Origin of the sequence: Methylotenera sp. (assembly GCF_013141425.1) — a bacterium.
GTDB lineage: Bacteria > Pseudomonadota > Gammaproteobacteria > Burkholderiales > Methylophilaceae > Methylotenera.
This window is the reverse complement of record NZ_JABFRA010000077.1, coordinates 1-17071: the sequence shown is the minus strand read 5'-3', so window position 1 is coordinate 17071 and position 17071 is coordinate 1. Positions and strand designations below refer to the sequence as shown.

Annotated in this window: 16 protein-coding genes; all 16 read left to right on the top strand. The window is 39.0% G+C overall.

All coding sequences use genetic code 11. The features are described from left to right. Positions 1-5 precede the first annotated feature (5 nt). Positions 6-1409: a chain length determinant protein EpsF gene (gene epsF, locus HOO90_RS06670; RefSeq protein ID WP_292841187.1), complete on the top strand. Its 1404-nt coding sequence runs from the start codon at positions 6-8 to the stop codon at positions 1407-1409. A 12-nt stretch (positions 1410-1421) separates the two neighbouring features. Further along, complete coding sequence (gene epsG / locus HOO90_RS06665) at positions 1422-2303, top strand: chain length determinant protein tyrosine kinase EpsG (protein ID WP_292841185.1); 882 nt, start codon at positions 1422-1424, stop codon at positions 2301-2303. Between the two features lie 112 nt (positions 2304-2415). After that, complete coding sequence (xrtB, locus tag HOO90_RS06660; RefSeq protein WP_366928750.1) at positions 2416-3312, top strand: exosortase B; 897 nt, start codon at positions 2416-2418, stop codon at positions 3310-3312. Then, positions 3302-4015 carry an exosortase-associated protein EpsI, B-type gene (gene epsI / locus HOO90_RS06655; RefSeq protein ID WP_292841182.1) on the top strand — a complete coding sequence of 238 codons (714 nt, stop codon included), beginning with the start codon at positions 3302-3304 and terminating at the stop codon, positions 4013-4015. Before xrtB ends, epsI begins: the two co-directional genes overlap by 11 nt. A gap of 48 nt (positions 4016-4063) precedes the next feature. Next, the gene (locus HOO90_RS06650) at positions 4064-4963 is read left to right on the top strand and encodes a polysaccharide pyruvyl transferase family protein (RefSeq protein ID WP_292841179.1); all 900 of its coding nucleotides are present in this window, start codon (positions 4064-4066) and stop codon (positions 4961-4963) included. A 9-nt stretch (positions 4964-4972) separates the two neighbouring features. After that, positions 4973-6520, top strand: a complete 1548-nt coding sequence (locus HOO90_RS06645) for a lipopolysaccharide biosynthesis protein (protein ID WP_292841177.1) — start codon at positions 4973-4975, stop codon at positions 6518-6520. A gap of 30 nt (positions 6521-6550) precedes the next feature. Continuing rightward, complete coding sequence (locus tag HOO90_RS06640; RefSeq protein WP_292841174.1) at positions 6551-7537, top strand: glycosyltransferase family 2 protein; 987 nt, start codon at positions 6551-6553, stop codon at positions 7535-7537. Between the two features lie 53 nt (positions 7538-7590). Continuing rightward, positions 7591-8439, top strand: coding sequence for a glycosyltransferase (locus HOO90_RS06635; protein ID WP_292841171.1), 849 nt, complete (start codon positions 7591-7593; stop codon positions 8437-8439). A gap of 70 nt (positions 8440-8509) precedes the next feature. Further along, a complete protein-coding gene (locus HOO90_RS06630) occupies positions 8510-9685 on the top strand; it encodes a nucleotide sugar dehydrogenase (protein WP_292841168.1) in 1176 nt (391 codons plus the stop codon). A gap of 343 nt (positions 9686-10028) precedes the next feature. After that, on the top strand, positions 10029-11129 hold the full coding sequence (locus HOO90_RS06625) for an O-antigen ligase (protein WP_292841165.1): 1101 nt from the start codon (positions 10029-10031) through the stop codon (positions 11127-11129). A 39-nt stretch (positions 11130-11168) separates the two neighbouring features. Beyond that, positions 11169-11678 (top strand): serine O-acetyltransferase, encoded by a 510-nt coding sequence (locus HOO90_RS06620; RefSeq protein ID WP_292841162.1) that lies wholly within the window; start codon positions 11169-11171, stop codon positions 11676-11678. 111 nt (positions 11679-11789) lie between these two features. Further along, entirely contained in the window at positions 11790-12773 is a 984-nt protein-coding gene (locus HOO90_RS06615; protein WP_292841159.1) for an acyltransferase, read from the top strand. A 38-nt stretch (positions 12774-12811) separates the two neighbouring features. Further along, a complete protein-coding gene (locus HOO90_RS06610; RefSeq protein WP_292841156.1) occupies positions 12812-13780 on the top strand; it encodes a DUF4124 domain-containing protein in 969 nt (322 codons plus the stop codon). Between the two features lie 120 nt (positions 13781-13900). Beyond that, entirely contained in the window at positions 13901-14767 is an 867-nt protein-coding gene (locus HOO90_RS06605; protein ID WP_292841153.1) for a beta-1,6-N-acetylglucosaminyltransferase, read from the top strand. Positions 14768-14803: 36 nt separating this feature from the next. Beyond that, entirely contained in the window at positions 14804-16054 is a 1251-nt protein-coding gene (locus tag HOO90_RS06600) for a glycosyltransferase (protein WP_292841150.1), read from the top strand. Beyond that, on the top strand, positions 16054-17071 hold a 1018-nt coding region (locus HOO90_RS06595; protein ID WP_292841147.1), incomplete at its 3' end, for a glycosyltransferase family 2 protein. The genes HOO90_RS06600 and HOO90_RS06595, both read left to right, overlap by 1 nt.

The window sequence follows — 17071 nt, the reverse complement described above, 5'->3', positions numbered from 1 at the left end:
ATCAAATGAATTTATTGCAGGTCTTATTAATACTAAAAGCTCGGTATAAAATCATACTGATTACATTCTTTATCACTGTGTTAACAGCTGTTGTTGTCACTTTACTGTTGCCAAAAAATTACAGTGCTACAACCTCACTGCTATTGAATTACAAAGGCATGGATCCTGTAACTGGGGTAATGCTTCCTGCGCAGTTGATGCCAGGCTATATGGCAACACAAACTGACATTATTCATAGTAGAAACATTGCGCTTAAAGTAGTTGATCAGCTAAAACTAGCACAAACCGAGCAGGCTCAAGCACAATTTCAAAAAGCCACAAAAGGCAATGGTGATATCAATAACTGGTTAGCTGGCATATTGCTAGGTAACTTAGATGTAGCACCTTCCAAGCAAAGTAGTTTAATTGATGTTACCTTTACCAGCGTTGACCCCCAATTTTCGGCAACCGTGGCAAACTCCTTTGCTGAAAATTACGTTCAAACCAGCGTTCAGTTAAAAGTGGAGCCAGCGCAAAAAGCCACTGGCTATTTCAGTGAGCAAATTAAAACCATGCGCGATAATTTGGAACAGGCGCAAAGTCGATTATCTGAATATCAGCAAAAACATGGCATCACTAACCCTGAACAGAATTTAGACGTAGAGAATATGCGTTTAAACGAGCTGTCTGCGCAGTTGAGTGTTGCGCAGGCAGCAGCGATTGATTCACAGTCACGTAAAGACAATGCACAAAATAGTGCGGGCGACTCACCTGATATTGCGATTAGCCCCGTAATACAAAACCTTAAATTGGAAACGACGCGTGCAGAAACTAAATTAGCTGAAATATCGCAACGTATGGGCAAAAACCACCCCCAATATCAATCAGCAGAAACCGAGCTTAATAAAATTAGAATTCAATTGCGTGAAGAAACTCAGCGTGCTTCAAATAGCATCTCCAGTGCTGCGAATATTAACCAACAACGTGAATCAGAGTTGCGTACACAGGTAAACCTGCAAAAGAATAAAGTGTTAGCCCTCAATCTTTTACGCGATGAAATGGGCGTGTTGCAAAAAGATGTCGATACGGCAAAAAAAGCAATGGATGCAGTAACGCAGCGTTACAGTCAAACTAGCATTGAAGGCCAATCAAACCAAAGTGACATCGCAATATTAAATCCTGCAATTCCACCAGGTAGCCCAAGTAGTCCAAGAGTATTAATTAACATTGCACTTGCCATCATTATGGGGGCAATACTGGGTATTGGCTTTGGGTTTTTAGCTGAACTTGCAGATAGACGTGTGCGCAGTCGTGACGACCTTAGCGCCTTACTTGAAGTACCAGTGTTTGCTATTTATGGTGGAGAAGCTGAACCAAAAAGTGGCAGGTTGCTAAAGAATTTTTCGCAACGCCAACTAAAGTCAGCTTGAGGATAAATTTACATGCAAGATAATAACGTTCCTACCTTAAATAACGTAATCTCTACAAATCAGGCGCGTGCAGGTAAGATTGGCCGTTTGCTGTTGCAACTCGGCAAAATTTCCCCTGAAGACACTGACAAAATTCTACGTATTCAACAAGAGCAGCGTATTTTATTTGGTGATGCTGCGATTAAGCTTGGGCTAATTACTGAATCTGATATTAGCCAAGCCCTGGCCTTGCAGTTTAACTACCCTTACTTACAAGAAGGACAGGGTAAATACAGCGCTGAACTTGTTGCAGCGTATCAGCCATTTAGTCAAAAGGTTGAAAGTCTACGCGCTTTACGAAGCCAGTTGATGATGCGCTGGTTTAACGAAAACAACAAATCACTTGCGATTGTTAGTGCTAACGCAGATGAAGGTGTTAGCTACCTTTCAGCAAATTTGGCCGTCATGTTTTCGCAGTTAGGCGTCCGTACGCTATTGATTGATGCCAACATGCGTGACCCTCGCCAACATGAGATATTTAACTTGCATGAAAGTCGTGGGCTGTCAGATATTATTGCTGGTCGTGCAGGTTTAGACGTGATTTGCCCAGTTGAGTATTTTGACTCGCTCTCAGTATTAGGTGCAGGTACATTGCCGCCTAACCCTCAAGAGCTACTTAACCGTCAAAGTTTCTCATTTTTTATGAATCAGGCCAGCGCGCAATATGATGTCATTATTGTCGATACTGCCCCTGCCAGCACCACAGCGGATGCGCAAGTAACCGTTTCGCGTTGTGACGGTGCACTTCTGATTTCACGGCTTAATCAAACGCGCATGTCAGATTTAAAGAACATTCGAGATCAGCTGACAAGTTCAGGTGTGCCAATTGTGGGTGCGGTGGTCAGTGATTATTAAAGCCCAATGTTTATTAGTTCACATTAAATTAATACTCAGCAAGCTTTAGCCAGTTCAATAACGCCGCAATTCTTTTTTTCCAACAAAAATCTTTATACCCACAGAAAGTACTTTGAATACCATTCTAAAAAACAAATCGTTAATTAACCCAAAAAACTTAAATGCAATTGTGCCTTTGCTTTTAATTCTTGCAGGTTTATTAGCCGTTTATTTACCCACTTTTGTTGATTTGTTCAACGGATTATGGCGTGACGATCGCCATGCTCATGGCCCGATTGTATTTATCGTTTCGCTTTGGTTTTTTTATTATCAAGCAAAACAATTTTCTAAAGCTAATATTGCCATATCACCATCGCCCTATATTGGTTGGCCAGTATTAATTATTGGCGCATTGCTCTATATCGTTGGTCGTTCTCAAACGGTCTATCTGTTTGAAGTGGGCTCACTATTATTTGTCATACTTGGCATCGTGTTAATCTTTTGGGGTGCTAAAACGGCAAAGTTTTTTTGGTTTGCGTTCTTTTTTATGCTGTTTATGGTCCCTTTGCCGGCCTCAATTGTTGATGCCGTGACGCAACCCATGAAAATCGCTGTATCGTATGCCGCTGAGCATGTTTTGTATGCACTGAACTACCCAGTAGCTAGAGAGGGTGTCATTATCAGTATAGGCCCCTATCAACTATTGGTAGCAGATGCCTGCGCTGGGCTAAATTCATTATTCACATTAGAAGCACTCGGCCTTTTGTATATGAATGTTATGCGGCATGAGTCAGTATTTCGCAATGCATTACTCGCAATTTTGATCGTACCAATTTCATTTGTCTCCAATGTTACGCGTGTAGTTGTGCTTGCCCTTATCACCTTTTATTGGGGTGCGGCGGCAGGTCAAGGTTTTTTACATGAATTTTCAGGCATGGTGCTTTTTGTTACCGCATTGCTCTTAATCATCGGGGTTGATGCAGTGCTAAGAACAATAGCTTCAAGTTGGAGCAAGCAACGTGCAAAATAAGCTAAATATTGAAATAAAATCATTATCACTGCCTGCTTGCACCTTAGTGAGTTTACTTTTGGTGTTTACAGCGGTTTCATCCGTGTTAGCCACACCAAAATTTAACGCCTTATCCAAACCACCAGTTTTAGAAAATGTTGTCCCCAAGCAGTTGGGCGAGTGGAAAGAAAAACCAAGTACATATGCGCAGGTTTCGGTAAATACCTATACGCAAGCCATTTCAGATGCCATCTATGACCAAGTATTAATGCGCACTTATCAAAACTCATCAGGTAATCAGGTGATGCTGGCACTGGCTTATGCAGGCGAGCAGCGACAAGAAATTAAAATTCATCAGGTAGAAGTTTGTTACCCAGCACAAGGGTTTCAACTAATAAGCATGCAAAATCACGTGTTTAACATTAAAGGCAACCCAGTGCCAATTAACGGTAAACGACTGATCTTTAAAAAGGGCAATAAAATTGAAGCGGTAAGCTACTGGATACGCTTAGGTAATAGCTTCCCCATGTCTGGGCTTCAGATGCGGCTAAAAATACTGCGTGAAGGCTTAAAAGGCAAAATTGACGATGGTGTATTGGTCAGGGTTTCAACCTTAATTGAAGATGAGTCAGAGGCACCTGCAGCGTATGAGTTGCAAGAACAATTTCTGGCCGACTTATTAGTTGGCGTTGTAGAGTCGGCACCAAGATTGTTAGTTAATTGACTAGGTCAATATTTATTAATTTTTTGACTATCGTATGTGGATATCTAAATGAATTTATATTTTTATAGAGGTGTAAGTCCAAATTTTGGCGATGAGTTAAATACTTGGATGTGGCCAAAGCTGATCGAAGGTGTTTGGGATGAAAATGACAATTCAATTTTCTTGGGAATAGGATCAATTCTTTATGATTCTTTTCCATCGGATAAGAAAAAAATTGTATTCGGTGCTGGTTATGGAGGATATACCAAACTTCCTATTATTGATGAGAGCTGGAAGTTTTATTTTGTCCGAGGCAGGAGAACAGCCAAGGCATTAGGAATTGATGAGAAACTTGGAGTTGGTGATGCAGCAATACTACTTAGATCCTGCGTAAAACAGAAAGTTGGCAAACGTCACAAAATTTCATTTATGCCTCATTGGAAGAGTACATTTGAAGGAAATTGGGCATTGGCTTGCGAGCTTGCCTCGATTAACTATATTGATCCATGTGCACCAGTAGAAACAGTTTTGGATAACATCCTGTCTTCTGAGCTTGTAATTACAGAGGCTATGCATGGTGCAATTGTGTCTGATGCACTTAGAGTACCTTGGATACCAATACAGCCACTTAATAGCATTCATGCTATGAAGTGGTTTGATTGGGCATCAGCGCTTGATATCGATTTATTACCAAGGCAAATGATAAGTTCATCTCTACTAGAGTCGATTACACTATTTTTTGATACTCACAACCCCAAAATTGCAGATAAATTTCGGCGCAGAGGTCGTTTACTTCTAAATGTTGCGCCTGAAATATTTGCTCAAAGTGCTGCTAAGAGACTTATTGAAATTAGTAAATTCAACCCATCACTCAGTTCAGATTCGGCAATAGAAAGTTCGCATAGTCAGATGTTATCTAAGCTTGATGAACTCGTTTTGGATTTAGGAAAGGGTAAACTCGTTTATTAAATTTGTTATATGAGCATTGAAGATAAAAATCAGCAAACATCTAAAAGCCTTTTTGTAGCAGAGGTGATTAAGGAGGAAAGCGCTATCTTAGTCGATGGCGATGCAAAGTATGCGCACATAAAAGTAAATCGGTCTACTGCCGCTGTGCGTGGTGCAGCATGGTCTGCAATCAATAGTTTTGTACCAACATTACTTAATAGCATTGTCTTTATTGTGAGTTCGCGCTATTTGATGCCGCATGATTTTGGTGTAATCGCGCTGGCTGTAAGTGCAGTATCTTTAGCGAGTGCATTTGCTCCTGCAGCATTAGGTGAGGCGCTTATTCAGCAGTTGAATATTCGCAGAAGTCATCTTGATACGGTGTTTTGGGTTTGTGTGAGTTTTGCTTTAATAATCTACGGTATTTTGGTTTTTCTATCTCCTTTAATTGCTGCAAAAATGGGTCAGCAAGCAGTATCGGTTTTTTTACCAGTCATTGGCTTAAAGTTGTTATTTGATCTATCTGCAGCAGTACCTAATGCACTCATTGCCCGTGCAATGTCATTTCATCTCATTGCAATGCGCACTATAGTTGCAACAGTTTTTTCGAGTGTAATTTGTATTGGTTTGCTAATGTATGGTTATGGAATATGGGCTTTGGCAATTTCACAATTAACAGTGTCAATGGTCAGTTGTCTTGCTGCATTTCTTGGCGCTAAATGGCTACCAGGCCTTGACTTCAGTGTTAAGTCATTACGTGATTTATTTGAATATGGCTTATTTGCATCAGGGAATAGATTTTTGCAAGCAATGAATCTTGACCAACTCATCATTGGTTCAATGATTGGGGCCGCACCATTAGGCATTTACAATTTCTCACGACGATTATTTCAGATGTTAAATGATGTTATTGCAGGTGCGCTTAACTCAGTAAGTCATGTGCTCCTATCTTCACTGCAAAATGAAAAAGAAAAGGTACGCGAAGCCTTTCTTCTAGCTACTTATGGATCATCCTTAGTTTCATTCCCAGCCTTCGTTGGGCTGGCCGCTATTGTGGGTGACGCAATTCCGTTAGTTTTTGGCAATCATTGGGTAGAGGCAATAACCCCCACACGTTGGTTTTGTTTAATTGGTTTAATGACATGTATCGGCGTAATACAGTCCTCGTTAATTAAAAGTCAGGGTAAAAGCAATTGGTGGTTTTACTACCAGTTGTTAAAACAGCTAACAACCATTGGAATTATTCTAATTTTTTTTAAAAAGGGAATAAGCATCATTGTTTTAGCCTTAGCACTCCAGACATTAATTCTATGGCCAATTACATTAGTAATGATTTCAAAAATTGTGAATATTAAGATTACTACTTATTTCCAGCAATTTATAGGACCATTCCTTTCTTCTTTAATAATGCTTGCTGTAATTCAAATGTTGGGATATTTGCTCCATGACACTTCTACCAGTTATCGTCTAATTGTTGAGATTATTATTGGGGGGTTGGTCTACACTACATCAGCATCGATTCTATCGAAAAAAAAATTATTAATACTTGTAAGTATCTTTCGTCAGAGAAACAAGTAATGAATAATTCAAATCAGAAATTTTTATTAAATGATTAATTCTAATTTTAAAGTTTCAATCATCATTCCCGTTTTTAATGTTGAAGATTATCTTGAACAGTGCTTGCAATCGGCTGTAAATCAAGATTACGACAATAAAGAAATCATTATTATTGATGATGGTTCGACTGATTTGTCAGGAAAAATTATTGATGAGTTTAAGAGCCAATATCCATTTATTCAGTCAGTAAAAACTAAAAATCAAGGGCAGTCATCTGCTAGAAATTTAGGGCTTGAAATGGCCGTGGGCGATTATGTTTTATTTTTAGATAGTGATGATTGGTTTGAAAAATATACCGTGTCTTTGTGTCTCAAAACGATTATTAACCACAGCCTTGATATGGTTTTATTTAGTGGTCAAGCCTTTTTTGATGGGGAAACCGACAATAAAATTAATTCAAGTAAATTATATTCAAGAACAGCTCAGTTAAATAAGGTTTTGTTGTCAAAAAATGTATTCACTGAAGAACTTCGATTTAATAAATATATAGTGCAACCGTGTATGTATATGTTTAATCGGGTTAGATTTCAGGAATTAAGGTTTTATTCGGGAATTATTTACGAGGACAATTTGTTTACGACTCAATTGCTTTTACAACATAGTGATGCAGTTGCAATGTGCTTGCCGGATATACTTTTCCATCGTCGGTTTCGGCCACAGTCTACAATGACGCAAAACAAACAGCAGCGCCATATTGACGGGCACTTGATTGTGATTGATGAGCTAATAAAAATGATTCCTCAAAATGACACGCTCGAAAGAATAGCCTTAAAACAATTAATCACAAATCTGCTTTTTGATATGTTGCATTTATTAAACCCTGTGTATGGGTGGCATATTCCTCTTAAGCTTAGATTAAAAATTCTAACTACTTATTTTAAGTATGGGTTGTCTCCCTTTAAATTGAAGCTGTTTATAAAATTTATGATGCCTAGTAGCTTTAGTTATTGGAAGAAATTTAAGGAAAGCTATCTTTAACTTTTTAAAAAAAAGCAATAACCATCTAACAAAATTTTGTCTAAAGGTCTACTGTGAAAGTTTCAATATATACACCAACAAAAAATAGAAAAGAAGCACTATCAAGGGCAGTTGATTCTGTTTTGAATCAAACCTATGAAAATGTTGAAATGATTGTGGTGAATGATGGCTCTACGGATGGAACTGCGGAATACCTTGAGCAAAAAGCAAAAGAAGATAACCGCCTCAAGTTTTTTAATAAGACAGTTTCAGAAGGTGCGCCGGCAGCAAGAAATCTTGCAATATCAAGTGCAACTGGGCATTTTTTAACAGGTTTAGATGACGATGATGAGTTTGTACCAGAAAGAATACAATCGTTTGTTGAGTTCTGGGAATTTTTGAGTCGATTTGGCTTAAAGCCTTCCTGCATTTACGCTCAAGATATTTTTACTCGCTATGGTGAAGTTCATATGATTAGCCAAAAAAAAGGTATGGTGAAAGCCGATGATTTGTTTGAGTTTAATTATATTGGAAATCAGGTTTTTGCACCGAAATTCCATTTTGTTGAGGCGGGTATGTTTAATCAGAGCATGCCTGCTTGGCAAGATATGGAAATGTTTATGCGTATATTGAAAAAGTTTGGAACGGCCCATTTGTTGGATTGTGCCACACAAATTTATGATGATTCTCCAAAGCAAGACCGTATATCGGTGAAGGCAGAAAGCAAGGTTCGGGATGCATATAAAAAGTTTGCTAAATTGCACGCTGAAGGCTCACCTAGAAATGCTCAAGTCCTAATGTTGCAAATGTACTCAAAGTTTTATGGGGTGCGGCCAGGAGTTACAGACTGGATTGCTTTCGGCAAACTGGGCTTTTGGCCAAAAGGCATGCTTAGATTAGCACTTGCTACATTTAGACCGTAAACAGATTGTAATGCTGTGTGTTATTTTTAATTTTAGTTACTTTTAGTTCTTTGATGATTGGTTTATTGGTATGAAATCTTACAAAATAAGTATTGCAGGCACAGGCTATGTTGGCCTTTCAATCTCCATTTTACTGGCGCAACATCATGAAGTTGTGGCGCTGGATATTGTGCCCGAAAAAGTTGCGATGCTTAATAATAAGCAGTCGACAATAGCAGATGATGAAATTGAAGCGTATCTAAAAAATAAAACTTTAAACTTTAGAGCTACGCTAAATAAGCAAGAAGCCTATGAAGGTGCTGATTTTGTGGTAATTGCCACACCTACCGATTACGATTCTGATACAAATTCATTTAATACAAGTTCTGTTGAACAAGTGATTCAGGATGTAATTGCCATTAATCCCAAGGCGGTAATGGTGATTAAGTCTACGATTCCAGTTGGTTTTGTGGCTAAAGTTAAACAAAAATATCAGTGCGAAAATATTATTTTCTCCCCCGAATTTTTGCGTGAAGGTAAAGCACTTTACGATAATTTATACCCTTCTCGTATTGTGGTGGGTGAGAAATCAGCGCGTGCAGAGGTTTTTGCAAGTTTACTGCAGCAGGGCGCACTAAAAGAGAACGTACCCTTATTATTTACAGATAGTACTGAAGCCGAGGCAATTAAATTGTTCTCAAATACTTATCTAGCAATGCGCGTTGCTTACTTTAATGAGCTAGATACCTATGCAGCTACGCATGGCCTTGATACTCGCCAAATTATTGATGGTGTGTGCTTAGACCCTCGCATTGGGCAGCACTATAACAACCCTTCGTTTGGATATGGCGGCTATTGCTTGCCGAAAGATACCAAGCAATTGTTAGCCAATTATCAGAATGTGCCGCAAACGCTTATTCAGGCGATTGTGGATGCAAATGCGACCAGAAAAGATTTTATTGCACAGGACGTGTTAAAACGCAACCCGAAGGTGGTTGGTATTTATCGGTTAATCATGAAAGCAGGCTCAGATAATTTTAGAGCCTCTAGCATACAAGGCATTATGAAGCGGATTAAGGCTAAAGGTATTGATGTGATTGTTTATGAGCCTGTTATTACCGAAGGTGATTTTTTTAGATCGCCAGTGGTTAATAATCTTGATGAGTTTAAACGTCGCGCGGATGTGATTATTGCCAATCGTGTGACCGATGATTTGAACGATGTGCTGGATAAAATTTACACGCGTGATTTATTTGCAAAGGATTAGTGATTATTTTGATCTATTTTTCAGCAACAAATATAAATTTAAGTGAAGTGTTTCTAAATTGAAAAAACAAGTACATGACTCTTTTCTGAACTCATCCCCTCTTGCCATATTTGGCATTATATTGGCAATGATTGTGGGTGCTTTTGCGGTCTATTTTGCAAATCTTGTTGGTGAACGATACGGTGTTTTACTGGCTTTGCCTGGCTTTTTTATATTGGTTTTTTTATTCGCCTTTGCTCGGAACACACTTTTTTACTTAATTATTTTGTTTCGTTCAGTTATGGACCCCATTTTGGATGCGACTAAACTCGGTAGTTTTGGTTTAGGTGCCGTCATAAATGCCTTGGTTATTGCTATTGCATTAATTGCGATATTTGATAAACCTAACCCAGTGCGTAAAGTACTTAACGAAACGTGGCTGCCATTTTTTGTGATTTCACTAGTGGCATTAGTGATTGCACCGAGTTTTATAAACGCACTTAAAACCTATTTGGCGCTACTTTCTTATGCCTCTGTATTTGCCTTGGCTATAACATTAATAAGAAATGAGGAGGACTACGGACGTTGGATCTCAGCGGTATTCTTATCTTCGCTGATACCTGTTTTTTTTGGTTTTTATGATGCTGCTTTAGGTGGTTTCGCCAGTTCAAATGGTTTTCGAATAAATAGTACTTTCAATCACCCTAATATACTGGCATTTTATCTGGTACTCATGATTTCAGTCGGGTTTTATTTTTATAAGGCTAAGGTCAGTTTTATTCCAGCATGGTTGCGCAAGTCATTACCAATTTATATTTTAATCATGTTTTCTTTGTTACTCATGACCAAAACTCGTAGTGCATGGGTTGCTTGTTTTGTCTTTTTTAGTGTGTATGCCATTATTTATGAGCGGAAATACTTAGTATTTATCGGCTTGTCGCTTGTTGGCGCACTGATGATTCCAGAAATACGCGACCGTGTTTTAGATCTTAGTCAAGGTAACGAGGTGGTTAACTATAGTAAATTGAACTCCTATGCCTGGCGGAAATTGATCTGGGAAGACGGGTTAAATTGGATGTCACCCAGCCATTATTTTTTTGGGTATGGATTAGAGTCATTCAGACTTTACTCGGTTAACTTTTTTTCCATGGCAGGCGGAACCCAAAGTGGTGCACATAGCGTATTTGTGCAGCTCTTTTTTGAAACAGGAGTATTTGGCCTTTCCGCTTTTATATGGCTTCACTTGAGAGTTGCCATGCTATTAATACCATTCTATAAAACCAATAAGTTGATGATTTTTTCAGGCTGGATGTTTTTACTTGAATTTGCCTTTTATTCATATGCGGACAACATGCTGAGTTATTTAAGTTTTAATTGGTATCTTTGGTTTGTATTGGGGGCGGTATATGCCGTCAATCTTTCAAAACACGAAAAATTAATATTGGATAGTGCTAAATCAGACTAAGGATGTTTAACAAATGAATAACTACTGTAGTAATTAGTGATGAACTCTGACGCATCTTGGATTGAAGATTTAAAGCGCTATGCAATTAAGCGCCCATTTTTTAAAGAGCAGTCGATTTGGGCTGTTTGGGTATATCGATTCGGTAGGCGGGTCGATGTTAAGCCGTTTGGAACCGTTAGACAAGTTTATACAGCGGTGTATTGGCTTCTATTTCGAATAGTAGAAACCATTACTGGTATTAGTTTGCCAAAAGATGCAGATATTGGCCCAGGTCTGCGTATTTGGCACTTTGGAGGTATTTTTATACATCCTCAAGCTGTTATTGGCAAAAATTTTACTTTAAGGCAAGGCGTTACAATTGGCAATCGAGTAGAAGGTGGCCCTGTGCCAACTATCGGTGACAATGTGGAAATTGGTGCTTATGCTCAATTGCTTGGAGGTATACGCATTGGTAATAATTGCAAAATTGGTGCAATGTCAGTGGTTTTGTGTGATGTTCCTGATGGGGCAACTGCTGTTGGTGCTCCTGCTCGGATTATCATTCACTAGCCGTAATTTACTGTTGTAGAAAATGTAAGCAAGTTAAATTTTATGACTGATGTAGTTTATTTTTTAAACTGCTACGAGACTGAGTTTGCTGTTATTCCATAAAGGAATGTGATGCAAGGTGCGAGATTTAGTGTATTAGACGGATGGCGTGGCCTTAGCATATTGTCAGTACTGGCCTGTCACCTGTTACCGTTAGGTCCAAAGACATTGCAATTAAATTTTGCGGCTGGCGTGCTTGGCATGTCCTTATTTTTTACGTTGTCTGGCTTTTTAGTGACGCATTTTTTAATGGGTCGCCCGCAGGTGATTGATTTTTTAATTCGAAGATTTTTTAGAATCTTACCTTTAGCTTGGCTTTATATTTTAATTGCACTATTGCTCAACCCAGTAAGTAGAGATGCATGGTTAGCCCATCTATTCTTTTACGCAAATTACCCACCAAAACCTTTAATACCAGTGACGGACCACTTATGGAGTTTGTGTGTAGAAATGCATTTTTATATTGGTTTGGCGTTGTTAGTAGCGAGTCTAAAGAAAAATGGATTGTTATTAATACCATTGATATGCCTGGGAATTACCGCATTGAGGGTTCTGAATAATCAACATGTTTCAGTTATCACGCATTTTAGGGTCGATGAAATCTTGGCAGGCGGGATACTGGCTTTGAATTATAATCGTAAATTGGGCGATAAGCTTCATCAGTTTATGAGCCAGATTAATTATGCTTACGTTTTAGTGCTACTTTTAATATCATGCCATCCAGCCGCAGGGTTTATGAACTATTTGCGACCGTACTTTGCCGCGACTTTAGTTGGCGCAACCTTATTTAACCAAAATACAAACTTTGCTAAATTGCTAGAACATAAGTGGCTTTTTTATATAGCCTCAATCTCTTATGCACTTTATGTCATCCACCCCTTATTATTGTCAACGTGGTTAGGTAGTGGTGATCTAATCGATAAATACAGTAAACGACCACTGTTATTTCTAGTGTTATTTGCATGCGCACATGTTTCAACATTTTATTATGAGCAAAAAGTTATGGCCTGGGGTAAGCGCTTGTCTAAACGAATAAAATTGACAAAGGTGAGATGATGAAGAAATGTGCGTTGAATTTTTTAACACTAATGTTAATGATGAATTTTGTGGGAAAGCCTGCATATGCAGAAACATTAGCTACAGATCATATATTTGCTGCGAATAGTTTTTGGTATAAGCCCATACCAGTAGATGTGAAGTTACATGAAAATTCTGCCGCATTTGTAGCCGAATTTTTAAGGCAGAAATCGACTTATTATGGCACTGTGGGGATCAACACTACCGCCTATTCTAGCCCAGTTTATTATGCCGAGGCTAATGCACCAACTGTACAAGTTAATCAGTGGGACTGCCAAAATAAAGGCTATAAAGACCAGCAGTTAGCCAAACAATGGTCTGCAGTGCCTGTGCCAGATTATGCCCAAGCGGCTAAAGGTACTGATGAAGAGATGACAATTTACCAAGCGTCAACTGATACTCTTTGGGAGTTTTGGAAAGCTCGAAAAATAGATGGACAGTGGCAAGCATGCTGGGGTGGTAAGTTATTAAATGCATCAAAGAGTGACGGGATTTTCCCTGAATATTTTGGGACAACTGCAACTAGTTTACCGTTTATTGGCGGGCAGATTACTGCTGAAGAATTACAACGCGGTGAGATTAAGCATGTGATAGGCATTGCCCTGGTGGACCTTGAAAAGTTCAACATTTATTCATGGCCTGCGCATCGTTCAGATGGGCATAACCCAAAAAACCTGCCTAATCGTATTCCTGAAGGTATTCTATTTAGGCTTGATCCGTCAGTAAATGTAGATGCGTTGAAAATGCATCCAGTGGGTAAGACTATTGCAAAAGCAGCACAAAAGTATGGATTTGTTGTTTGGGATAAGGCTGGTGCCATAACCTTGCGTGTGCAAAATCCACTATCTTACACATTACAGGGGCAAGTGAATCCATATGTTGAACTATTTGATGGCACTCCTCAATATGCGATTTTGAAGGGCATGCCTTGGGACCGATTGCAATTTTTGCCTATGAACTATGGTAAGCCATTGAATTTATTTTAAAATAAGGTACTAACTTCAAATTATAATAAATCTCCATATTAAATATTCAACAAACAAAGTAAGTGCTAAAGTTTTACTAAAATAATTCGTAATCCCGATTCCTTATAAAATATTGAAAAAATGACAGTCATATTCATCATACTTGCTCATAAAGAGCCAGAACAAGTTGCTAGGCTTGCAAAGAGGCTTTCACCTCACAAAGTCCTAGTTCACATTGATTCAAAAGTAAGCCCCAGTAATTATCAAAAATTTGAAAATTGTCTTGCGGATGAATCGAATGTGAAATTGCTGAAGCGATTCCGTTCTGCATGGGCATCGTGGGGTATCGTAGAGGCATCGCTTGAGGGTTTGAGAAGTGCCTTGGAGTTGACTGACTGTGACTGGACTCATGCTATGGTCATCAGCGGTGAAGACTATTCAATTGTTAATTCAACAAAAATTAGTGATTTTTTGTCTAAATACAAAGATTCCTCCTTCATCCCAAATTGGGAGCTACCTCATAAAATTTGGGGTAAAGATGGCGGTATGTACCGTCTAAAATATTGGCATAAACCAATTTGCAAACGTCGATTTTTCATTCCAGTACCTAGAAAGTTTCCGGGAAATTTAACTCCGTATGGTGGTTCAATGTTTTGGTGTTTGAATAGAGAAGTGGTTAGGTACGTTATAAATTACGTTGATAAATTTCAGAAAGAGGTCTCTTTTTTCAAAAATGTATGGATTCCAGATGAAATCTTTATTCCAACAGTAGTTATGAATTCACCGTTTAAATCAACTTGTATTAATGAAAATTTAATTTACATTCGTTGGAGTATTCTTGGGTCACCCCACCCTGATTATCTAGATGCTTCTGATGCAAATGAAATAAAAAAGGCAGGCTCTGAGCCTTCTATTAGGGGAGGTAAATCCAGAATTAAATTGTTTGCAAGAAAAATTGATGCTTCAAAAGGTATACCACTAATGAATATTTTAGATAACGAGACTTAATATTTTAGTATTTAATACCATCTACTGGATAAAACTTTGAACAAAATTAAAATAGCCTACCTTGTTAGCCAATATCCTAAGGTGAGTCATAGCTTTATTCGCAGAGAAATACTTGCGTTAGAAAATGAAGGTCTTGCGATAGAGCGCATTTCAGTTCGAGGCTGGGATGGCGAACTGGTTGATGCTATCGATATTCAAGAGCGCGAGAAGACACGATATGTATTAAAAAAGGGTGTTTCTGGGCTGTTGCCTGCAGTGGTACAAGTGTTAAGAGAGCATCCATCCTTGTTTTTTAAAACACTTTGGATAGCAATCAAAATGGGCATTCGGGCGGATAGGGCGTGGCCCTATCATCTGGTTTATGTGGCCGAGGCTTGTCAGGTTTTACTTTGGCTGAAAGATAGCAAGGCACAGCATATGCATGTGCATTTTGGTGCTAATGCTACAGAGGTTGCCTTACTTACGCGCTCTTTAGGTGGGCCAACTTATAGTTTTACAGTGCATGGGCCAGAAGAGTTTGATAAGCCTGAGTTTATTAAGTTGGCTGAGAAGATAGAGGCATCTGCATTCGTAGTGGCGATTTCATCTTATTGCCGTAGTCAGATTTTTCGTTGGATTAAATATTCACAGTGGTCCAAGGTGAAAGAAGTGCATTGTGGTATTGAGCAGGCTTTTCACACTATTTCGCCAGTCTCCATGCCTACTAGGTCAAGGTTGGTTTGTGTCGGACGCTTATGTGAGCAAAAAGGTCAGCTTTTGTTGATCGATGCAGCGAATATTCTAGCCAAAAAAGGTATCCCTTTTGAATTGGTTCTGGGTGGCGATGGTGAAATGCGCGCTGAAATTGAGTCGCAGATTAAACGCTATGGCTTAGAACAAAATGTAAGAATTACGGGTTGGATATCGAGTGACCAAGTTCGTGAAGAGATTCTAAATGCAAAAGCCTTGGTGTTGCCGAGCTTTGCAGAAGGTTTGCCTGTGGTGATTATGGAGGCCATGGCGTTAAGGCGGCCTGTTATCAGTACGTACATTGCAGCTATTCCTGAGTTAGTAGTTAATGGACAGCATGGCTTTTTGTTCCCTGCGGGGGATGTTGATGCCTTAGCAGAAACACTTAAGAAGTTTTTACTATTACCTATTCAACAATTGCAACAGATGGGTGACGCTGCCTATGCTAGAGTTATTGAGCGGCATTCTGTAGACGTCGAAGCCAGAAAACTTGCACAGTTATTTAGGGATGAAATCTCAAAAAACTCAGTATCTAAAGAGTTAGAGGTAACTGCGTGATGTTGAGTTTTATCGAAGTGATTTTTTATGTGGCCATTGCTGTTTTATCTGTTCCAGTTTTCACGTTCTGTTTGCAGGTATGCTTTGCAATGTTGCCTTACAAGCATGAGTCACGTAAAGCCACAGCTCAACCTTCAGTGGCTATTTTGATTCCAGCACATAATGAATCGAGTAGTATTTTACCAACGTTGATGTCGATTAACGAGCAGTTGGGTGCTAATACAAGCGTGTTAGTTGTGGCAGATAATTGTAGTGATGACACCGCCGAAATTGTAAAGAGTCAGGGCATGGAAGTTATTGAGCGAACCCATGCTACAAATCGAGGAAAAGGTTATGCACTGGATTTTGGAATTCAGCACCTCACTAAAAATCCACCAGACGTATTAATTGTGCTTGATGCTGATTGCGTACTTGAAAAAGATACGATATCTATTTTGGTGAGTGATGCGATTTGCCATCAGCGACCAATACAGGCGCTTTACCTTATGCAATCTCAATCACATGCTTCGCTTAAAATTAAAATAGCCGAATTTGCGTGGCTTGTAAAAAATTGGGTTAGGCCACTTGGCCTACATCGCTTAGGCTTGCCTTGTCAGTTAATGGGGTCGGGTATGGCTTTTCCTTGGCATGTGATTAAACAGGTGAATCTTGCCAGTGGGCATATTGTTGAAGATATGAAATTAGGGGTTGATCTGGCAAAGTTGAATCTCGCCCCTAGATTTTGTCCGGAGGCGTTAGTTAGAAGTCAATTTCCAACGAGTGAAGAGGGCATTAAAACGCAACGTACACGTTGGGAACATGGGCATATTGGCATGATAGTGAAAGAAGGGCCTTTTTTAATAGGGCAAAGTATTAAACATCTCAATTTAAAAAAGTTAGCCATTGCTTTAGATATGTGTGTGCCACCACTGGCACTTCTTATATTAATTATTGTGGGCTTGAGTGGCTTGGGCGTTACTTTTAGCGTATTCACCCAGCAACTATTTCCATGGTTGTTGCCAGTTGTCTTTTTATTAC

Excerpts from the sequence above, each read along its gene's own strand:
- HOO90_RS06630 (WP_292841168.1), top strand. The coding sequence starts at position 8,510 with ATGAAATCTTACAAAATAAGTATTGCAGGCACAGGCTATGTTGGCCTT.
- HOO90_RS06650 (WP_292841179.1), top strand. The coding sequence starts at position 4,064 with ATGAATTTATATTTTTATAGAGGTGTAAGTCCAAATTTTGGCGATGAG.
- HOO90_RS06640 (WP_292841174.1), top strand. The coding sequence starts at position 6,551 with ATGATTAATTCTAATTTTAAAGTTTCAATCATCATTCCCGTTTTTAAT.
- HOO90_RS06645 (WP_292841177.1), top strand. The coding sequence starts at position 4,973 with ATGAGCATTGAAGATAAAAATCAGCAAACATCTAAAAGCCTTTTTGTA.
- epsF (WP_292841187.1), top strand. The coding sequence starts at position 6 with ATGAATTTATTGCAGGTCTTATTAATACTAAAAGCTCGGTATAAAATC.
- epsG (WP_292841185.1), top strand. The coding sequence starts at position 1,422 with ATGCAAGATAATAACGTTCCTACCTTAAATAACGTAATCTCTACAAAT.
- HOO90_RS06610 (WP_292841156.1), top strand. The coding sequence starts at position 12,812 with ATGATGAATTTTGTGGGAAAGCCTGCATATGCAGAAACATTAGCTACA.
- HOO90_RS06605 (WP_292841153.1), top strand. The coding sequence starts at position 13,901 with ATGACAGTCATATTCATCATACTTGCTCATAAAGAGCCAGAACAAGTT.
- HOO90_RS06620 (WP_292841162.1), top strand. The coding sequence starts at position 11,169 with ATGAACTCTGACGCATCTTGGATTGAAGATTTAAAGCGCTATGCAATT.
- HOO90_RS06615 (WP_292841159.1), top strand. The coding sequence starts at position 11,790 with ATGCAAGGTGCGAGATTTAGTGTATTAGACGGATGGCGTGGCCTTAGC.